The organism is Clostridium sp. TJA032, from assembly GCF_058310275.1.
The window spans coordinates 1-18,700 of record NZ_JBZEFB010000003.1 but is presented as its reverse complement, the minus strand read 5'-3'; the positions used below and the strand labels follow the sequence as shown (position 1 = coordinate 18,700).

The 18,700-nt window shown below is 26.0% G+C and carries 15 protein-coding genes and 5 tRNA genes; 18 read left to right on the top strand and 2 right to left on the bottom strand.

Going from position 1 to position 18,700, the window contains the following annotated elements:
* Positions 1–23: 23 nt before the first annotated feature.
* From AC4FRL_RS08360 to ligA, 5 genes are all read left to right on the top strand, one after another.
* Positions 24–467 (top strand): YaiI/YqxD family protein, encoded by a 444-nt coding sequence (locus AC4FRL_RS08360; RefSeq protein ID WP_491139779.1) that lies wholly within the window; start codon positions 24–26, stop codon positions 465–467.
* Positions 468–714: 247 nt separating this feature from the next.
* A complete protein-coding gene (locus AC4FRL_RS08355) occupies positions 715–2,748 on the top strand; it encodes a triple tyrosine motif-containing protein (RefSeq protein WP_491139778.1) in 2,034 nt (677 codons plus the stop codon).
* 170 nt (positions 2,749–2,918) lie between these two features.
* Complete coding sequence (locus tag AC4FRL_RS08350; protein ID WP_491139777.1) at positions 2,919–3,638, top strand: pseudouridine synthase; 720 nt, start codon at positions 2,919–2,921, stop codon at positions 3,636–3,638.
* A 445-nt stretch (positions 3,639–4,083) separates the two neighbouring features.
* On the top strand, positions 4,084–6,339 hold the full coding sequence (gene pcrA, locus AC4FRL_RS08345; protein WP_491139776.1) for a DNA helicase PcrA: 2,256 nt from the start codon (positions 4,084–4,086) through the stop codon (positions 6,337–6,339).
* Positions 6,340–6,374: 35 nt separating this feature from the next.
* Positions 6,375–8,363, top strand: coding sequence for an NAD-dependent DNA ligase LigA (ligA, locus tag AC4FRL_RS08340; protein ID WP_491139774.1), 1,989 nt, complete (start codon positions 6,375–6,377; stop codon positions 8,361–8,363).
* 71 nt (positions 8,364–8,434) lie between these two features.
* On the opposite strand, the gene AC4FRL_RS08335 is transcribed toward ligA, so the two are convergent.
* The gene (locus AC4FRL_RS08335) at positions 8,435–8,692 is read right to left on the bottom strand and encodes a hypothetical protein (protein WP_491139773.1); all 258 of its coding nucleotides are present in this window, start codon (positions 8,690–8,692) and stop codon (positions 8,435–8,437) included.
* 120 nt (positions 8,693–8,812) lie between these two features.
* Here AC4FRL_RS08335 and AC4FRL_RS08330 point away from each other — a divergent pair, with 120 nt between their 5' ends.
* Together AC4FRL_RS08330 and AC4FRL_RS08325 are read left to right on the top strand one after the other, a co-directional pair.
* Positions 8,813–9,277, top strand: a complete 465-nt coding sequence (locus AC4FRL_RS08330; RefSeq protein WP_491139772.1) for a restriction endonuclease — start codon at positions 8,813–8,815, stop codon at positions 9,275–9,277.
* 112 nt (positions 9,278–9,389) lie between these two features.
* The gene (locus tag AC4FRL_RS08325; RefSeq protein WP_491139770.1) at positions 9,390–10,889 is read left to right on the top strand and encodes an ABC transporter substrate-binding protein; all 1,500 of its coding nucleotides are present in this window, start codon (positions 9,390–9,392) and stop codon (positions 10,887–10,889) included.
* 74 nt (positions 10,890–10,963) lie between these two features.
* On the opposite strand, the gene AC4FRL_RS08320 is transcribed toward AC4FRL_RS08325, so the two are convergent.
* On the bottom strand, positions 10,964–12,622 hold the full coding sequence (locus AC4FRL_RS08320; RefSeq protein ID WP_491139769.1) for a hypothetical protein: 1,659 nt from the start codon (positions 12,620–12,622) through the stop codon (positions 10,964–10,966).
* Between the two features lie 218 nt (positions 12,623–12,840).
* Here AC4FRL_RS08320 and rph point away from each other — a divergent pair, with 218 nt between their 5' ends.
* From rph to AC4FRL_RS08265, 11 genes are all read left to right on the top strand, one after another.
* A complete protein-coding gene (gene rph / locus AC4FRL_RS08315; RefSeq protein WP_491139768.1) occupies positions 12,841–13,587 on the top strand; it encodes a ribonuclease PH in 747 nt (248 codons plus the stop codon).
* Position 13,588: 1 nt separating this feature from the next.
* Positions 13,589–14,203 carry an XTP/dITP diphosphatase gene (locus tag AC4FRL_RS08310; RefSeq protein WP_491139767.1) on the top strand — a complete coding sequence of 205 codons (615 nt, stop codon included), beginning with the start codon at positions 13,589–13,591 and terminating at the stop codon, positions 14,201–14,203.
* 11 nt (positions 14,204–14,214) lie between these two features.
* Positions 14,215–14,685, top strand: coding sequence for a metallophosphoesterase family protein (locus tag AC4FRL_RS08305; protein ID WP_491139766.1), 471 nt, complete (start codon positions 14,215–14,217; stop codon positions 14,683–14,685).
* A gap of 208 nt (positions 14,686–14,893) precedes the next feature.
* A tRNA-Pro gene (locus tag AC4FRL_RS08300) sits at positions 14,894–14,969 on the top strand.
* Between the two features lie 4 nt (positions 14,970–14,973).
* Positions 14,974–15,066: transfer RNA gene (locus AC4FRL_RS08295), tRNA-Gly, on the top strand.
* Between the two features lie 20 nt (positions 15,067–15,086).
* A tRNA-Gly gene (locus AC4FRL_RS08290) sits at positions 15,087–15,161 on the top strand.
* Between the two features lie 4 nt (positions 15,162–15,165).
* Positions 15,166–15,239 (top strand) — tRNA-Gly (locus tag AC4FRL_RS08285).
* 49 nt (positions 15,240–15,288) lie between these two features.
* Positions 15,289–15,365: transfer RNA gene (locus AC4FRL_RS08280), tRNA-Arg, on the top strand.
* A 205-nt stretch (positions 15,366–15,570) separates the two neighbouring features.
* On the top strand, positions 15,571–17,028 hold the full coding sequence (locus AC4FRL_RS08275; RefSeq protein ID WP_491139765.1) for an aminoacyl-histidine dipeptidase: 1,458 nt from the start codon (positions 15,571–15,573) through the stop codon (positions 17,026–17,028).
* A gap of 160 nt (positions 17,029–17,188) precedes the next feature.
* The gene (locus AC4FRL_RS08270; RefSeq protein ID WP_491139764.1) at positions 17,189–17,731 is read left to right on the top strand and encodes a chromate transporter; all 543 of its coding nucleotides are present in this window, start codon (positions 17,189–17,191) and stop codon (positions 17,729–17,731) included.
* Entirely contained in the window at positions 17,728–18,297 is a 570-nt protein-coding gene (locus AC4FRL_RS08265) for a chromate transporter (RefSeq protein WP_491139763.1), read from the top strand. The genes AC4FRL_RS08270 and AC4FRL_RS08265 overlap by 4 nt, the downstream gene beginning before the upstream one ends.
* Positions 18,298–18,700 lie beyond the last annotated feature (403 nt).

The window sequence follows — 18,700 nt, the reverse complement described above, 5'->3', positions numbered from 1 at the left end:
AAAATATTTTGGAGGATAATATTTTGAAAATAATAGTAGATGGTGATGGATGTGCAGGGAGAGAAATAATTGAAGAGGTAGGAAAGAAATATTCAATAAAGGTTTTAATTTATTGCACTATAAATCACAGTATAAGTTCAGATTATTCAGAGGTAAAAATTGTAGACCATGGCTTTCAAAGCGTAGATATGTATGTTGCTAATAATACCAATGAAAATGATATAGTAGTAACCCAGGATTATGGAGTAGCTGCAATGTCTTTAGGAAAGGGAGCTTTAGCTATAAGTCCTAAGGGATATGTGTATGACAATAATAATATAGATAGGTTATTGTTTGAAAGACATTTAAAACAAAAGAATAGAAAAGCTGGTGGTAAAATAAAAGGAAGTCATAAGAGAAAAGCTGAGGATGATGAAAGACTTTATAAAAATTTAGAACTTCTAATACTTAAAAACGTTGAAAATTAAAAAGAAATCCCAGAAAGGCTGAGATTTCTTTAATGGTTTGATTATATGGATATAATAAAATTAGGAGATTTATAGTGTCATTTAACACTAACTATATTATAGACATTTTAAATTTTTTTTATACACTTTATAAATAATGTAGAAATAAAGTGTTTTATGGGAATAAAAATAGAAAATATTTACATAAAAACACAAGTATAATATAATTTATTTATCATAAGTTTAGGGGTTTAGGGGGCGTAGCAATATGGGAGAAATGCTTTTAGAGTTAGAAGCTTTAAATAATAGTTTCATAAAAATTAAAATAATAAATAATACAAAAGAAAACTTAAATTATAAAATTTTAATAGGGAAAGATGGAATATGGGAAACCTTAAGGGAATTTGAAAAAGATAATGAATTTTTATGGACTCCTAATGAAGATGGAGAGTATATGATAATGGTTCAAGGTAAGAAAGAAAATTCTAATAAACCTTTTGATTATAAAGTTACTGAAAAGTTTGATACTAAAGAACTTATGAAAAATTCAGAGGAAAAAGATAAAGAAACTAATTATAAAGAAGAAAGCTTAATAAAGGGAATATATCTTAATAAGGATGTATTTAACATAGGAGAAAAAGCTAAATTAGAAATTGAAAATAGTGAATCAGATGTAATGAATAGATTTTTCATAAGTGGAAAAAATGGATGGCAACTTGTAAAAGATTATACTCTAGATAAAAAATTAAATTATACAATAAATGAAAGTGGACAGTTTGAGTTTTTAATTGAAAGTAAGAAAACTAGCTCTACAAATGCTGCTGATGATTATGCTACTGTTATATTTACCGCAAAGGATTTTATAAAACCTGAAATAACAAATTTTCTAAATTTAAGTAAAAAGTTAATTGTAAATTCAGACCTTACCTTTGAGGTGGAAGCAAATTTTGAAGATGAGAGAACGGCTTTATATAAATTTGTTAAGATTTCACCTGATGGAAGCAGAACTTGTATACAAGATTTTTCTTCAAATAAAACAGTTACTTTTAAGGAATTTAAAGAAGGAAAATATAAACTTTTATGTCTAATAAGAGACATGTATTCTAATAAAGAATTTGATGATAGAGCAGTTATGGTTTATGAAGTAAAACCTTATGAAGCTTTACAACTTAGAAGTTTTACAACAGATTTAAGCTCTCCTCAGGAAAGAGGAGAAATAATAGATATTAAAGCTATAGTTGAAGGTGGAAGTAGTCTTTTATATAGATTTAAAATTGATGGAGAAATATCAGAAGATACTGGATATATAAAAAGTAATAACTTTAAATGGAATACTAAAAAGGAAGGTAATTATAAAATAACTCTTTGGGTTAAAGATGAGGCTTTTATAGGTGATTATGAAATTGAATCAAAACTAAATTATAAAATTGAGAAAAAACATAAAAAATCAATAAGAATAAAGGAATTAATTTTTGATAAGGATAAAGCTCCAATAACAAATGAAATAGTAAAACTTAAGGTAAATGCTGAAGGTTCATCTGATTTAAAATATTCATTTTTGATTTTCAAAGAGGGAGATTTATTAGAAAAAATTGATTTTGGAAATAATAATTGGGTAGAATTTATTCCAAAAGTAAAAGGAAATTATCAATTAGAGGTAAGAGTAAAAGATAAGTATTCAAAAAAGGAATATGATGTTCATACTGTTTTAAATCTAAAGGTTAGAGATTATGTTGAAGGAAAGATTGAACATATTTTAGTGCCAGCTAAGGAGTATTTTCTAGTTGGAGATGATATTGAAATTGAAGTTATAGTACAAAATACTAGGCAAATAAAAGTTAAGTATGTTACTAAAGTTAATGGACAAACTGTTGAAGAAACTGATTATATAAAAAGCAAAAAGTTTAAAGTTTCTCCAAAATGTCCAGGAAAATATACAATTGATGTTTTTGCTAAAAATGTTAAATGTGAAGAGGGCTTTGATTCAAAGAGAGAAATAAAATTTTATGTAAGTGAAGCTTTACCTATTACAAATACTAAAGTAGTTTCTTCTGAAAATGAATTTAAAATAAATGAAGAAATAAATTTTTATACTAAATGTGAAGGTGGAAGTAGAGTTTGTTATGAGTATTATATAATGATAAATGGAAACTGGTCTTTAGTTCAAAAATATAGTAGAAAAAGTTATTACTCTTTCAGGCCTTATGTTCCAGGGAAATATAAAATCTTAGTTTTAAGTAAGAGTTATTATAAGAAGTGTTCTTATGAGGACTATGATATTTTTGAATTTAAGGTAAAATAAAAATATAAGAAAATTTATTAAGATTCTATTTTACATAATATTTATCTAAAATAAATATTTATAAGAAAATAGAGTCTTATTTATTTTAATTTATAATAAGTTGTAATTAATTAAGCTTTGCTTTATACTAACCACAGATATAAATGTGATTTTTAAGGAGTGATTACTTAGTGGAAAGATTAGATAAGGTTTTGTCAAATTTAGGCTATGGAACTAGAAAAGAAATAAAGCAAGTTGTTAAAAAGGGCTTTGTTACAGTTAATGATGAAAAGGTTAAAGATAGTGGACTTCAAGTAGATCCAGAGAAAGATATTATAATTATAAATGGAGAAAAAGTAGAATATAAAAAGTACATATATTTAATGATGAATAAACCAGCAGGAGTTATTTCTGCAACTTATGATAAAAGAGATGAAACTGTTATTGATTTATTATACATGGAAGATCAAGTTTTTGAACCTTTTCCTGTAGGAAGACTTGATAAGGATACGGTAGGATTATTATTATTAACTAATGATGGTGATTTAAATCATAAGTTAATATCACCTAAATATCATGTAGACAAAGTTTATTATGCAGAGATAAATGCTCCAATAACAGAGAAGGATATTTTATCTTTTGAAAATGGAGTAACTTTAGATGATGGTTATAAATGTATGAGTGCAAAGCTTAAAGTAATAGAAAATTTAGAGGATTCATCTAAAGTTGAAGTTACTGTTCAAGAAGGAAAGTATCATCAAGTAAAAAGAATGTTTGAAGCTAGAGGTAAGAAAGTTACTTATCTTAAAAGAATTTCTTTTGGAAATCTTGAACTAGATGAAAATTTAGAAGAAGGCGAATATAAAGAGCTTTCAGAAAGCGAATTAGCGATACTTTACAAAAATTTTTAACTGTTTAATTTTGAACGATTGTTAAGGAAAAATTCATGTAGGAAAACTTGCAAAAAAGATATTAGATTACTTGCAATTTAAGTAAACATCTAATATAATAGTTGTGCGAGGATAAATAAAAGGAATAAATAGCCCCCTTTTTATTTATTGCTTATTGCTGAAACGCAACCTAGCCCCAAGGGTTGCGTTTTTTATTTGTTTAATTTTGCAAGAAAAATATCTATTTTTTATTTATTTGAAATAAAAAAGTCTTTTGATATTTAAATTATTATAATTAGTTTATAAAAATATATTATTATAATGTAATTATTTGAATAAATGGCCATCTTTTAAATGGTCATTTATTTTTTGTGTATTTAAAATAATAATATTTATATACAAGATAATATGTAGATTTATATGGTATAATAAAGTTTAGTTTTATTGTAGGAAGAGGAGTGATTTAATGGATTTAAAAAGCTTGCTTAATAAGGAACAATATGAAGCAGCAACTACAATTGAGGGTCAAGTACTTATATTAGCAGGAGCAGGTTCTGGAAAAACTAGAGTACTTACACATAGAATAGCATATATGATAGAAAATGATATAAAGCCTTATAATATATTAGCAATAACATTTACAAATAAAGCAGCAGGTGAGATGAGAGAGAGAGTAAAATCTTTAGTTGGAGAAGTTGCAGATAATATGTGGATATCAACTTTTCATTCATCCTGTGTAAGAATTTTAAGAAGAGAAATAGATAAATTAGGATACAGCAAAGACTTTACAATATATGATTCATCAGATCAAAAAACTTTGATAAAAATAGTTATGAAAGAACTTAATATTAATGATAAAGATATAAGTGATTTAGAGATTTTAGGTACTATAGGAAAAGCTAAAGATAATATACAAAGTGCTGAAAGTTTTAAAAGAGAGAATGAAAGTAATTTTAGAAAAAATAAAATTGCAGAGGCATATCTTTTATATCAAAAAAAATTAAAAGAAAATAATGCCTTAGATTTTGATGATTTAATTGTTAAAACTGTTGAGTTATTTAGAAAACATAAAGATGTATTAGAATTTTATCAAAATAAATTTAAATATATTATGATTGATGAATATCAAGATACAAACAAAGCACAGTATGAATTTGTTAAGCTTTTAGCTGATAAATATAAAAATATCTGTGTAGTTGGTGATGATGACCAATGTATTTATGCTTGGAGAGGAGCAGATATAAGAAATATTTTAGATTTTGAAAAGGATTATCCAGAGGCTAAAGTTATTAAACTAGAACAAAATTATAGGTCAAAGGGAAATATACTAGAAGCTGCTAATAAAGTTATAAGAAACAACGCAGAGAGAAAATTTAAGGTTTTAAGAACTGAAAAAGCTGAAGGAGAAAAGGTAAGTATTTATAGAGCTTATTCAGATAAAATGGAAGCTTCTTTTGTGGTTTCAGAAATAGAAAAATTAAGAAATGATAAGGGATATAACTATAAAGACTTTGCCATTCTTTACAGAACTAATGCACAGTCCCGTAATTTTGAGGAGGCTTTAAGAAGAGCAGGAATACCTTATAAAATTTTTGGAGGGTTAAAATTTTATGATAGAAAAGAAATAAAAGATATTCTTTCATACTTAAAAATAATAGTTAATCCTAAGGATTCCATAAGTTTAAGAAGAATAATAAATGTTCCTAAAAGAAGTATTGGAGATACTACTGTAGAGAAGCTTCAAAATCATGCAAATGATATAGAAGATACTTTATATAATGTTTTATTAGATGTTGATTATGTACCAGGATTAACAGCTAGAAGTATAAATCCTATTAAAAAATTCATTGCTATGATGGAAGAAATATTAGTAATGTCAGAGCAATTAAGTGTTTCTCAATTAATTGAATATGTTTTAGAAAAAACAGGATATTTAAAATCTCTTAAAGATTCTAAGCTTATAGAAGACCAAAGTAGAATAGAGAACTTAGAAGAATTAGTTTCTGATGCAGTTGAATTTGAAAAGAGCAATGAAGAAGATAAATCATTATCTGCTTATTTAGAGAAGGTTGCCCTTGTTCAAGATATGGATGATTTAGAAAATGAAGATAATTATGTAATGCTTATGACTGTTCACAGTTCAAAGGGATTAGAATTTCCAGTTGTATTTTTAGTAGGAATGGAAAATGGAATATTCCCAAGTGCAGTTTGTTTTGATAAAGATAGTCAAATGGAAGAAGCAAGAAGGCTTTGTTATGTTGGAATAACTAGAGCTGAAGAAAAACTTTATATGACATCTGCAGAAACAAGGATGATATTTGGTAAAATGGTATCCTATGGACAATCTGATTTTATTTCAGAAATTCCATCTAATTTGAAGGAATATATAAATAATAAAGAGAAATCATCAGTAGATTCTTTTAAAAATAATTCTAAAGTTTATGGAGAAACAAGAAAAAGTTATAATCCTCATAGTCTTAGAGGAGAAATGAGTTTTTCTAAGGCTAAAGAAGTTTTAAATAAAACTTTATCAGAGAAATCTTCAGATAATATAGAAATAAATGAGTTAACCATTGGAAGAAAAGTTAAACATACTAAATTTGGAGTAGGTACTTTAATAACAAAAAGTAAAGTTGGAGATGATTATAAGCTTACAATAGCTTTTGATAGTCAAGGAGTTAAGCATTTAATGTTTAGTTTTGCAAAGCTTGAACTTCTTTAATATATATTTACTTTAATAAGGAGTAGATGAGTAAGATGGATAAGAAAAAATTAATAGAAGAGTTAGTTGAAGAGTTAAATAAGTATGCCTATGAATATTATGTTTTAGGAAATTCTTCAATAACAGATAAAGATTATGATAAAAAATACTATGAATTAGTAGAGTTAGAAAAGGAAACAGGATATAAATTACCATATTCACCTACTCAAAGAGTTGGTGATGTAATTCTTCCAGAGTTTAAAAAATATACTCATAAGGCAAGACTTTGGAGTTTAGATAAAGCTCAAACTTTAGAGGAAATTAAAGAGTGGCACAATAAAAATATTAAGTTTATTGAAGAATATAATAAGACAGCAGAGGAAGAATTACCACCACTAAAATACGTTTTGACAAAAAAGTTTGATGGATTAACAATTAATCTTTCTTATGATGAAAATGGAGTTTTAGTAACTGGTGCTACTAGAGGAACAGGAACTGTTGGAGAAGATGTAACAGCTCAAGTTAAAACAATAAAAAGTATTCCTTTAAAAATTGACTGTCATGACTTTTTAGAGATTCATGGAGAGGCAATTATGACAGAGGAAGCTTTTGAAAAATATAATAGAGAAACAGATACTCCCCTTAAAAATTTAAGAAATGGAGCTGCAGGAGCTTTAAGAAATTTAAATGTCTTAGAAACAGCTAAGAGAAATTTATCAGCTTTCTTTTATGATATTGGTTATAAGGAAGGTAGACCTTTTAAAACTTATATGGAAATGTTACATTTCATAAAAGAAAAAGGGTTTCCAATGGATGATTATCTTAAAGAATGTGAAAGTTTAGAGGAAATTCAAAAAGAGATTGACTACATAAGAGATATTAGATTTGAATTAAATTACGATATAGATGGCTTAGTTATAGCAATAGATGATATAAAAACTAGAGAGTTATTAGGATATACAGTTAAATTTCCTAAATGGGCAATTGCATATAAATTTGAGGCTCAAGAAGCTACAACTAAACTTTTAGATGTTGAATGGAATGTTGGAAGAAGTGGAAGAGTTTCTCCAACAGCTATATTAGAACCTGTAGAATTAGCAGGAGTTACAGTTAAAAGAGCCACCTTAAATAATATGGATGACATAGCTAGAAAAGGAGTAAGACTTGGAGCTTATGTTTTTGTAAGAAGAAGTAATGATGTAATTCCAGAAATAATGGGAGTTGTGCCTGAAAGTTTAGAAGGTACAAAGGAAATTGAAGAACCAAAGTTTTGTCCAGCTTGTGGAGCTCATTTAGTTCATGAAGGGGTTCACATTTATTGTGAAAATACTTTAGGATGTAAACCTCAGATGGTTAAAACTATAGTTCATTTTGCAGGAAGAGAAGCTATGAATATAGCTGGTTTTTCAGAAAGGACAGCAGAACAATTATTTGAAAAGTTAGATATAAGAGATATATCAGACCTTTATAAATTAGAGTACGACAAATTATTAGGTTTAGAAAAGTTTGGTCCTAAAAAAGCACAAAATCTTTTAGATGCTATAGAAAAAAGTAAAAATTGTACTTTAGAAGCTTTTTTATATTCTTTAGGTATTCCTAATGTAGGAGTAAAAACAGCTAAAGATTTGGTTAAAAGATTTGAATCTCTAGAAAATATAGAAAAAGCTACCTTTGAAGAATTAGTTTCTGTTCAAGATGTTGGAGATATAGTTGCTAAAAGTATAATAGAATTTTTTAAGGAAGAGAGAACATTAAAAGTTATAAATGAATTATTATCTCTTGGAGTTAATCCTCATTATGAGAAAAAAGAAGTTTTAGAAAGTAGCTTTATGGGGAAAACAGTAGTTGTTACAGGAACTTTGAAAAATTACTCAAGGACATCAATAAAAGAAAAATTAGAGGCATTAGGAGCAAAGGTTTCAGGGAGTGTAAGTAAGAAAACAGATTTTGTAATAGCTGGAGAAGCAGCAGGATCTAAATATGATAAAGCTAAAGATTTAGGTGTAACTATATTAAGTGAAGAAGAATTTGAAAATATGATATAAAAGAAAAGCTATGCTAAAAGGCATAGCTTTTTTCTTTATAAAGAAATTTAATAATTTATATTCATTTTATTTTAGCTCATGTTTTTATCTTTTTTTAAAAGATTTTCTTTTATTTCAGCATAAGAAACTGAATCATCCATTGAGTCTAAGTTGTCAAATATTTTTTCTTTATTTCTTATTAAAGAGATATTGTGTGCTATTTTTTCAAGTAAATAATTTTTATATTTTATTTGTCTATAGGCTTTGTTAACTAATACAAAGGTCCATATTCCTAGAAAAATCATTATTAGCATAAATACTATAGCAACAACTTGAACTACTAGGGTCATTTATTCTACCTCCATATAAATAATAAGTAAATTATACCATAACACTACTTATAAATAGTATTAAATAATTATTACAATAAAACATATACTTTTATTAAGTAATAAATAAGGGGAATAGTAATGCTGAAGTCTTTTTATACAATTATTAATTCAAAAAATATAGAAAAGTCCTTAATGAAATTTAGAAAAATTTCAATAAAAAAAGTTACTCAAATCATAAGTAAGGAGTGTGAGAGTGAAAATTTAAATTATGAAATAATTGAGAGTAATAATAGAGAACTTATTGTTAAAATAAATTCTTATAAAAAAAGTACTTTAATAATTTTCCATAAAGCCTTGGCTATTACAACTTATGATTATTATAAATTTATAGAGATTTTGAAAAGAGAAAAAATAGATAAGGGAGTATATATAACAACAGGGGTTTTTCAACAAGATGTTTATAATATACAAGAAGCAGATAAATTTATAAACAAGGTTAAACTTTTAGATGGGAAAAATTTTATAATTAAAATAAGGTGGATAAAAAAGAAAAAGCATAATCATATATCTTACGATAAAATAACTTTTAAATCTTTTTACTAGCTAAGTATATAATTAAAAATATTAAATTTTTTAAAAGTATTAATTAAATTGTATTTCTTTTTTTTGACTTGTCAATAATTTAGAGGGACAGCTTATTAAAGGAGATATTTAAATGAAAAAGATACTTTTGTTTATATTTTTAATAATATGTTTTTTTAGCTTTAGTATAGCTAAAAGTTATGTAGATGTAAGCTCTTTTTTAGAGGAAGATAAATTTTTAGAAGAGGATAATATTGTTTATGCTATAAATAATTTGCCACAAAGTTTAAGCCCTATGGAAAATTTAAATAAAGGAGAAGAGGACTTAATAGTAAATTTATTTTCTGGACTATTAGAATTAAATGAGCAGGGGGAGCCAATTCCAGACCTTGCTTTAGGATGGACAATTAGTAATAATTTCTTAGAATATACTTTTAAAATAAAAGAGGGTATTAAGTGGAGTAATGGAGAAAATATAAAAGCTAAGGATTTTCAATTGTTTTTTCGTGATTTACTAAGCCCTAAGAATAAAAATTATAAAAGCAAAGAATTATATAGTATATATGGTGTTAAAGATTATAGAGAAGGAAAAATAGAATTTAGTGAAGTGGCTATAAATGCTATTGATGATTACACTTTAGTTTTTAGAATGAATAATAAGGATGATAACTTTCTTAAAAATTTAGCCAAACCTATTTATAGATTAAGGGATTTTAATGAACCCTTAGGTGATTATAAAAATTCTTTTAAAGAAATATCTTATACGGGTTCTTATATTTTAAAAGATATAAGTGAAGAAGGGGTAGTTAATTTAAAAGAAAATCCCTATAACAAAGAAGAATTAAAGTTAAAGAATATATCTTTTAAAGAAAAAACAGAAGGAGAGCTAGAATTAGCTGCATTTAATTTACAAAAAGTAGATGTATTGAAAAATCCACCTATTATTTATTCAGAAGAAATAGAATTATATAAAGAATCTACAAAATATACAAATAATAATTTAAAGCTCATGCTTATAAATAGCAAAGATGATGCCTTTATCAAAGCAATCCAAAATATTATGGAAGTTTTGGTTATGGAATCTCCTATATTAAAAAATATAATAGGAGAATTAAAAGTTCAAAGTTTAAATAGTAAAGAGGATTTTAATATTATAAAAAGTTATAATGCTAAAAAAGAAAGTGATGATGAATTTTTAGTAAAAAGAAATAATGTAAAAGAAGAAGCTAAGAAAATTTTAAGGGAATTTAAAGAGGAAAATATTAAAATAATTATAGGAGAAAGTGAAGAAGATAAAATTTTAGCAGAAAGTTTAAAAAGCTTCTTAGAGGAGGAGTTATTTATAAAGGCATCTGTTAAAATTTATGAAGAAGATATAGAGAAGAAGATTAATAAAGGAGATTTTACAATTACTTTTAAAGAGATAAACCTTAATGAATTAAATAAAATAAGTGAAAAAGAGAATGATGAAAATAGGGAATTAAAAGATTCTAATAATGGAGAAGAAAAAGAAAAGTTAAATTTAAGCTATAGTAGTTTATATTTGAAAAATGACATTTGGTTTAAATCACCTAAGGTCAAGTACTTGTTTATTGATGGTCTTGGAAATTTAATATTTAAATATAGTAGTTAAATTTATATAAAAAATATAAAACTTATAGATAAAGATAACTGTATTCTAAATCTATAAGTTTTATATTTTTTTATTTAAAGTAAGTCAGTAGATTCTAATATTTTTTCACTTTGCTTATCTAAGCTTGTATCTTCAAATTCTTCATCTTTATTAATACAAGAAGGATTAGGAGAAGCTTTTTCATTAACTTCATTACAGATATCTTCTAAAGTATTTTCTACAGTTAGATTAGTACTGTTATTGTCCTCAGAAAGATTTTCTTTATTTTTAGTATTTTCTAAAGTTTTAGATTCTATGTTTTTTATATTTTCTATTTCCTCAGATTTTTTAACAAATCTTATATAATTATCAAGGAAACTATTAATAAAGATAAAGAAGATAAACATATTTTTTGTACTATCAAAGGTTATTTTATCTGCTATAAATATTGATTTCTTAGTTGAATATTTTACATTCTTAATAAAAATAGGAGCTAGACCAGCTAGTAAAGGAGATGTTACATTATTCATTCTAAAATAACTTTCCTCAATTTTTCTTCCTTCTTTAATGGAAAAATTCATATATCTTTCCTGTGATGATAAATCAGGAGCTTCAGGGAAGCTAGTTACAAGACCAGAATTTATAATATAATTTTTATAGAACTTAGAAAGAATAACTTGATTTTTCTTTTTAAAATCTTCTTCTAAGTCATAATTTAAAATAAGATTAGTTATATATAAACAAATTTCTATATTTGAATATTTATATTCTTTTTTATCAGCTCCTTTTAAAAGCAATTCCTTTTCTTCATTGAACATATTTATGAAAAGCTCAATTAAATCTAAGTAAGCATCCTTAAATAAAAATATGTTTGTATTTTTATAACTTAAATAAAGATTTATAGCTATAAGAGCTGTGGTTTCAATATTTGAAAATGTATTATTTGATTCTTTATATTTATTTAGTATAAAGTCTGATAAATCTAAAATTAAAGTCTTACATTCTTCATTTTTATCATAAGAAAACATATTATTTAAACAGTAATTTATTTTACAACATTCATTTAGAGATAAAGAATATATTTTATCCTTAAAGTTTATAAACATATTTAATATTTGAAGTGCAAAATCTTCATAAGCTGGACTATCTTTGTCAGAAGGATTTAGTTTGCTATACATATAGTATGCTAACATCATAAAAGCTTGGTCGCTATAACAGATTTCTTTATCAATTTCACTTAAAGTTAGTTGATGTTTATTAGAAGAATCATTATTTTTTTTGTCTACAAAAAATCCTTCAGAATCTCTTAAATGGGTATAATAAAAATCTAATTGAAGTTTGCTTAAATTTCTATAAAAGATAGCTTTTTTATATAAGGAGTTTTCTTTATCTTTAAATTCTTCATAGTATGAAGAAAGTCTTAAAAGAGAAAGGGTCATTAAAGCATTTGATGATATAGGAATTTCTTTTTTAAATGTAGTATCATCCCAAGTTTTAGAATATTTAGAAGAGTATATATTAGGTTTAGCTTTTTTATATATACAAATTAAAGGATTATTATTTTTGAAGAAATTCATTTCATCTTTTTTGAAATTTTCTTTAATATTTTTATAATTTATAGATATACCACATCTAGATTCAAGAACTATATGATTTATAGCTTCTTTTGAAAGAAAAAGCAGTTGAGATTCTATTTCTTCTTTTGAAAGAGAATTCACTTTAAGAAGGGAATTTATATATTTCAAAAAGTTCACCTCATAATAATATTTCTTATATATATTAATATGAATTTTTATTATAAATATTACCTAATAAGTATATAATACTTTTATGTGAATTTTGAATTAATAAATTGTTATTTTATTAATAGTTTTTGTGATTTAGGTAATATTGATTAAGAATAAAATAAGAAATATACTATTCTTATGATTAATTTTGTTTAAGACAATTTTAAAAGGTAAGGAGATAATAAATGAGAAGTGGTGGAAGGAAAAATGGACAAATAAGACCTGTTAAGATAACAAGAAATTTTACTAAGTATGCTGAAGGTTCTGTTTTAATAGAAGTTGGTGATACAAAAGTATTATGTACTGCTTCAATAGAGGAAAAAGTTCCACAATTTTTAAAGGGGACAGGAGAAGGCTGGATAACTGCTGAATATAATATGCTTCCTAGAAGTACTCAAGTTAGAAAAGCAAGAGATATTAGCAAATTAAGGATAGAAGGAAGAACTATGGAAATTCAAAGGCTTATAGGAAGGGCTTTAAGGTCTGTAGTTGATATGAAAGCCTTAGGAGAAAAAACTATTTGGATAGATTGTGATGTAATACAAGCAGATGGTGGCACAAGAACAACAGCAATAAATGGCTCATTTATTGCTTTAGTTGATGCTGTAAATAAACTTCATAAAAAGAAACCTTTTAATGTATATCCTATAAGAAGTTTTGTAAGTGCTATAAGTGTAGGTATAGTGGATGAAGAAACAGTTATAGATTTATGTTATGAAGAAGATAGTAGTGCTAAAGTTGATATGAATGTTGTAATGACAGAGGAAGGAAAGTTTATTGAGATTCAAGGGACAGGAGAGCAAGGTCCTTTTTCAAGAGAAGAATTAGATGAGCTTCTTAAAATTGCTGAAAAGGGAGCAAAACAAATTATACAATGTCAAAAAGATTCTTTAAAAACAGATTCTTTATGGATTGGAACAGGGAGAGATTAATATGAAAAAACTTATATTAGCAAGTAATAATTCACATAAGATAAAAGAGATAAAGGAAATATTAAAAGATTTTGATTTAAATATATTATCCTTAAAAGAAGCAAATATTGATATAGATGTTGAGGAGGATGGTAAAAGCTTTGAAGAAAACTCCTTTAAAAAAGCAAATGAAATAAGAAAATACTTATTAAAAAGAGGAGAAAATAATTTTATTGTTATAGCTGATGATTCTGGTTTAGAGGTTGATTATTTAAATGGAGAACCAGGAATATATTCAGCAAGATATGCTGGAGAACATGGAAATGATGCTAAAAATAATGAAAAACTTTTATCTGAATTAAAAAATGTTAAGGAAGATAATAGAAAAGCTAATTTTACATGTGTTATAGTTGCAGTTAATGATAAGGGAGAAAAGATAGTTGCAGAGGGGAAAAGTTATGGCATTATTTTAGATAAATTAAGTGGAAATGATGGCTTTGGATATGACCCTTTATTTTTTGTGCCAGAGTATAAAAAGACTTTTGCAGAAATGACTTCAGATGAAAAAAATTCTATTAGCCATAGGGGTAGAGCCTTAAATAAACTAAAAGAGAAATTAGAACTTATAGTAAAATAGGAGGAAATAAGATGAGAGTTGCTATAGTTAGTGATACACATGGACTTGATAATGTTTTAGAATACATAAAAACTTTGCTAAATGATTCAGATGCTTTAATACATTTAGGAGATAATATAAGAGATGTTAAACTTTTAAGTGAAGGATTTCAAGGTAAAGTTTATGCTGTTTTAGGAAATTGTGATTATGAATCAGAGGGAAAAGTAGAGGATGTAATTGAACTTGAAGGGAAAAAATTTTTAATAACTCATGGACATAAATATGGAGTTAAATTTTCTTTAGATAAGTTATATTATAGAGCTTTAGAATTAGGAGTAGATGGAGTTATTTTTGGTCATACTCATAAAAAAATGGCTTTAAAAGAAGAAAATATTTATATAATAAATCCAGGGAGTCCTTCTTTACCAAAAGATGGAGATGCAAGTATAGCTTTTATGGATGTGGATGAAGGAAATATAAAGGTTAACTTTTTCTCAGTTTAAGTAAAATTATATTAAAAATAATAGCTAATAAAGATAAAAGAAACTATTTTTATTAGCTTTTTTTATCTTTAAAGTTAGAGTTTATCAAGGTTTTAGAGGTTTCGATAAATTTTTTAAAAAAAACTTTGAAAAAAGTGTTGACATAATAATAACTATACTGTAGAATAACTATTGTCGTCGCGAGAGAGTAGCGGTGAGAGAAACCTCTCGGGGTGTGGCGCAGATGGGAGCGCGCGTGGTTTGGGACCATGAGGTCGCAGGTTCGATCCCTGTCACCCCGACCAATATGCGGGTGTAGTTCAATGGTAGAACACCAGCCTTCCAAGCTGGATNGGATCTAGCGCCTACGGCGTGGGGGTTCGACTCCCTTCATCTGCACCAATTAAATTTAATATTAAAATGCGGGAGTGACTCAATGGTAGAGTGTCACCTTGCCAAGGTGAAAGTTGCGGGTTCGAGTCCCGTCTTCCGCTCCAATATGCGGGTGTAGTTCAATGGTAGAACACCAGCCTTCCAAGCTGGATACCCGGGTTCGATTCCCGGTACCCGCTCCATTCTAAAGATAACCAATAATTGGTTATCTTTTTTTATTAAGAAAATTAAGCACCTATAGCTCAGTTGGATAGAGCTTTGGACTTCGAATCCACAGGTCGCGAGTTCGAATCTTGCTAGGTGCACCAATAGATAAAGGGTTACAAATAATTTGTAACCCTTTATTTATTTTTATCTGTAATTGATTTTTAAAATTAAAAGGTAAATATGTTCAAATAGATTTATTTAAAATATAAAAGATTTCTAAATAACTTAATAAGATGATATTATAAAAATATATTAATATGACTTAACATAATATAAAAAAATTGAAACAAATTTAGGAGGAGTAATATGGGAGTACTAAAAAATTTAGAACCTAAAAATGTCTTTAGATTTTTTGAGGAGATAAGTAAAATACCACATGATTCTGGAAATGAAAAAGAACTTAGTGATTACTTAGTAAAGTTTGCAAAGGAAAGAAATCTTTTTTTTATTCAAGATAAAGCTCTAAATGTAATAATTAAAAAAGAGGCTACAAAAGGATATGAAAATGCACCTACTGTTATAATACAAGGACATATGGATATGGTATGTGAGAAAACAAAAGAAAGTAATCATAATTTTAAAAAGGATTCTTTAAATTTAAGAATAGTTAATGATGAGTTTGTATATGCAACAGATACTACTTTAGGTGCCGATGATGGTATAGCAATAGCATATGCATTATCAATTTTAGATTCTAAAGATATAAAACATCCAGCTTTAGAGTTTGTAGCAACTACAGAAGAAGAAACTGTTATGGGGGGAGCTAGTTTTTTAGATGCTTCTAATTTAAATGGAAAGATATTATTAAATATAGATGCAGAGGAAGAAGGAGTATTTATAGCAGGATGTGCTGGGGGAATAATGCTTTATCCAGAGAAAAGGGTTTATTTTGAAAATTCATCTGGAGAAATTTTAGATATAGAAGTGTCTGGCTTAAGAGGTGGACACTCTGGAATGGAGATACACAAAAAAAGAGGAAATGCAAATAAAGTTATGGGAAGAATATTAAATAACATAAAAAAGGAAATTCCTTTTAATATTGTTTCTATTGAAGGCGGAACAAAGCATAATGCTATACCTCAAAGCTGTAATTGTAAGATTTCATTAAATAAAGAATATATAGATAAAGCTAAAGAAATTTTATTAAAGTTAGAAAAAGATTTTAAAGAAGAATTTAAAGTAAGTGATAGTGAAATAAAAATTAAGTTTAAGGAATTAAAAGAAGTTAGTTTATTTAAAAATCAACTTGATAAAAAATCTACAGAAGATTTAATAAACTTTTTAATATTAATACCAGATGGATTAAGAGCAATGAGTCAAGATATAGATGTTGTAGAGAGTAGTTTAAATCTAGGAATAGTTAAATTAGAAAAAGATAAAATTAGGTTTATTACAGATATAAGAAGTTCAGTAAAGAGCAAAAAAACAAGTATGGTAGATGAAATAGAAGCTTTATGTAAAGTTATGGACTTTACTTTAAAAAAAGAAGGAGATTATCCAGAGTGGAAATATGAAAAAGATTCAAAAATAAAAGATTTAAGTTTTAAGACATACAAAGAATTATTTGGAGTAAATCCAAAAGTAACAACTCTTCATGCAGGACTTGAATGTGGAATTTTTAAAGAAAAAATGGGTCAAGATTTGGATATGATAAGTTTTGGACCTGATATATTTGATGTTCATACAGCAAAGGAGCATTTTAAAATAGATTCAGTAAAAAGATGTTATGAGTTCTTAATTGCATTATTAGAGAATATAAAATAGACTTTATCTTTTATATTTAAATAAAAATTTATATTTTAATCTAAGTAATATAACTTATAATAAAATGATAATTATAAGTTATATTACTTTTAATTTTTTATTTTTATAATAATTAGAGCTTTTATAAATTAATTTATACAATTAAGGAGGAGTTTTTAAAATGAAAGATTTAATAAATTTATATTTGCTTTTTGTAAAGTTAGGTTTTATGAATTTTGGAGGAGGATATGCATTATTTCCAATATTACAAAAAGAAATAATAGAAAAGAGAAATTGGATTACTAATGAAGAACTTATGGATTATTATGCCATTGGTCAATGTACTCCAGGAGTTATTGCTGTAAATACTGCAACATTTATTGGACAAAAAAGAAAAGGAAATATTGGAGGAATATTTGCAACTCTTGGATTTGTAACTCCTTCATTAATAATGATAACAATAATTGCAACATTTATTGGTAATTTTTCAGACTTACCTATAGTAAAAAATGCCTTTGCAGGAATTAGGGTTTGTGTAGCAGTTTTAATTTTAAATACTGCAATAAACTTAATAAAAACTTCTGTAATTGATATAAAAACAGGAATTATTTTTTTATTAGTAGCTGTATTTTCAATATTTACAAACATATCTCCTGTTCTTTATGTAATATTAGCTGGAATAGCTGGAGTAGTTTTAAAGTCTATTGGAGGTAAAAATAAATGATATTAATTAGGCTATTTTTAGAATTTTTTAAGATTGGGCTTTTTGCTGTTGGAGGAGGAGCTGCTACAATACCATTTTTATATAATTTATCTGATAAAACAAATTGGTTTACTCATACTGACCTTGCAAATATGATTGCTATTTCTCAATCAGTGCCAGGAGCTATGGGGATTAATATGGCAACATATGTAGGTTATTCAACTGATGGAGTATTAGGAGCTATAACTTCAACTATTGGAATAATAGTGCCTTCTATTATAATAATTTTATTAGTTGCAAGAGTATTATCTAAATTTAAAGATAATAAAATAGTTCAAAATTGTTTTTATGGATTAAGACCAGCCTCTACAGGATTATTATTAGCTGCTGGCTTTGAAATAGTAAAAATATCTATTTTAACATTAAATAAATATATAGAAACAAATAATTTATTAGATTTATTTTCAACTAAAGCTTTAATTTTAGCAGTAGTTTTATTTTTTTTAATAAGAAAATATAAGAAATCACCAATTATATATATAATATTTTCAGCCTTAATTGGAATAATATTTAAATTTTCAATTTAATAAAAAATAAAAAAGCCTTAAAATTAGGCTTTTTTATTTTTTATTAGGTATAAATGATTTTACTTTAAATAAATTCGACAATAATAAGTTTATTTTTACAAAATTTAATATTAAACTGAACCTAGTGTATCAATAGATAAAAAAAAGAGTAATATTATGAAAAAAAGAGAAAAATAAAAATATTTTTTTAAAATGGAAATTTTTATATTAAAACAAAGGTTTAATTATGTTATGATAAATATCGTCATCAAGAGCAAGCGATAAACAAAGCTTAGATGATATGGTCTTTGAAAATTAAACAGAAGATATTAACATAAACCAGCAATTCTTTTATAAGTAATATGAGTATAGATTAAACTTTTAAATTGAGAGTTTGATCCTGGCTCAGGATGAACGCTGGCGG

Excerpts from the sequence above, each read along its gene's own strand:
- AC4FRL_RS08355 (WP_491139778.1), top strand. The coding sequence starts at position 715 with ATGGGAGAAATGCTTTTAGAGTTAGAAGCTTTAAATAATAGTTTCATA.
- AC4FRL_RS08330 (WP_491139772.1), top strand. The coding sequence starts at position 8,813 with ATGCTGAAGTCTTTTTATACAATTATTAATTCAAAAAATATAGAAAAG.
- AC4FRL_RS08275 (WP_491139765.1), top strand. The coding sequence starts at position 15,571 with ATGGGAGTACTAAAAAATTTAGAACCTAAAAATGTCTTTAGATTTTTT.
- pcrA (WP_491139776.1), top strand. The coding sequence starts at position 4,084 with ATGGATTTAAAAAGCTTGCTTAATAAGGAACAATATGAAGCAGCAACT.
- AC4FRL_RS08305 (WP_491139766.1), top strand. The coding sequence starts at position 14,215 with ATGAGAGTTGCTATAGTTAGTGATACACATGGACTTGATAATGTTTTA.
- AC4FRL_RS08335 (WP_491139773.1), bottom strand. The coding sequence starts at position 8,692 with ATGACCCTAGTAGTTCAAGTTGTTGCTATAGTATTTATGCTAATAATG.
- AC4FRL_RS08310 (WP_491139767.1), top strand. The coding sequence starts at position 13,589 with ATGAAAAAACTTATATTAGCAAGTAATAATTCACATAAGATAAAAGAG.
- rph (WP_491139768.1), top strand. The coding sequence starts at position 12,841 with ATGAGAAGTGGTGGAAGGAAAAATGGACAAATAAGACCTGTTAAGATA.
- ligA (WP_491139774.1), top strand. The coding sequence starts at position 6,375 with ATGGATAAGAAAAAATTAATAGAAGAGTTAGTTGAAGAGTTAAATAAG.
- AC4FRL_RS08325 (WP_491139770.1), top strand. The coding sequence starts at position 9,390 with ATGAAAAAGATACTTTTGTTTATATTTTTAATAATATGTTTTTTTAGC.
- AC4FRL_RS08270 (WP_491139764.1), top strand. The coding sequence starts at position 17,189 with ATGAAAGATTTAATAAATTTATATTTGCTTTTTGTAAAGTTAGGTTTT.
- AC4FRL_RS08265 (WP_491139763.1), top strand. The coding sequence starts at position 17,728 with ATGATATTAATTAGGCTATTTTTAGAATTTTTTAAGATTGGGCTTTTT.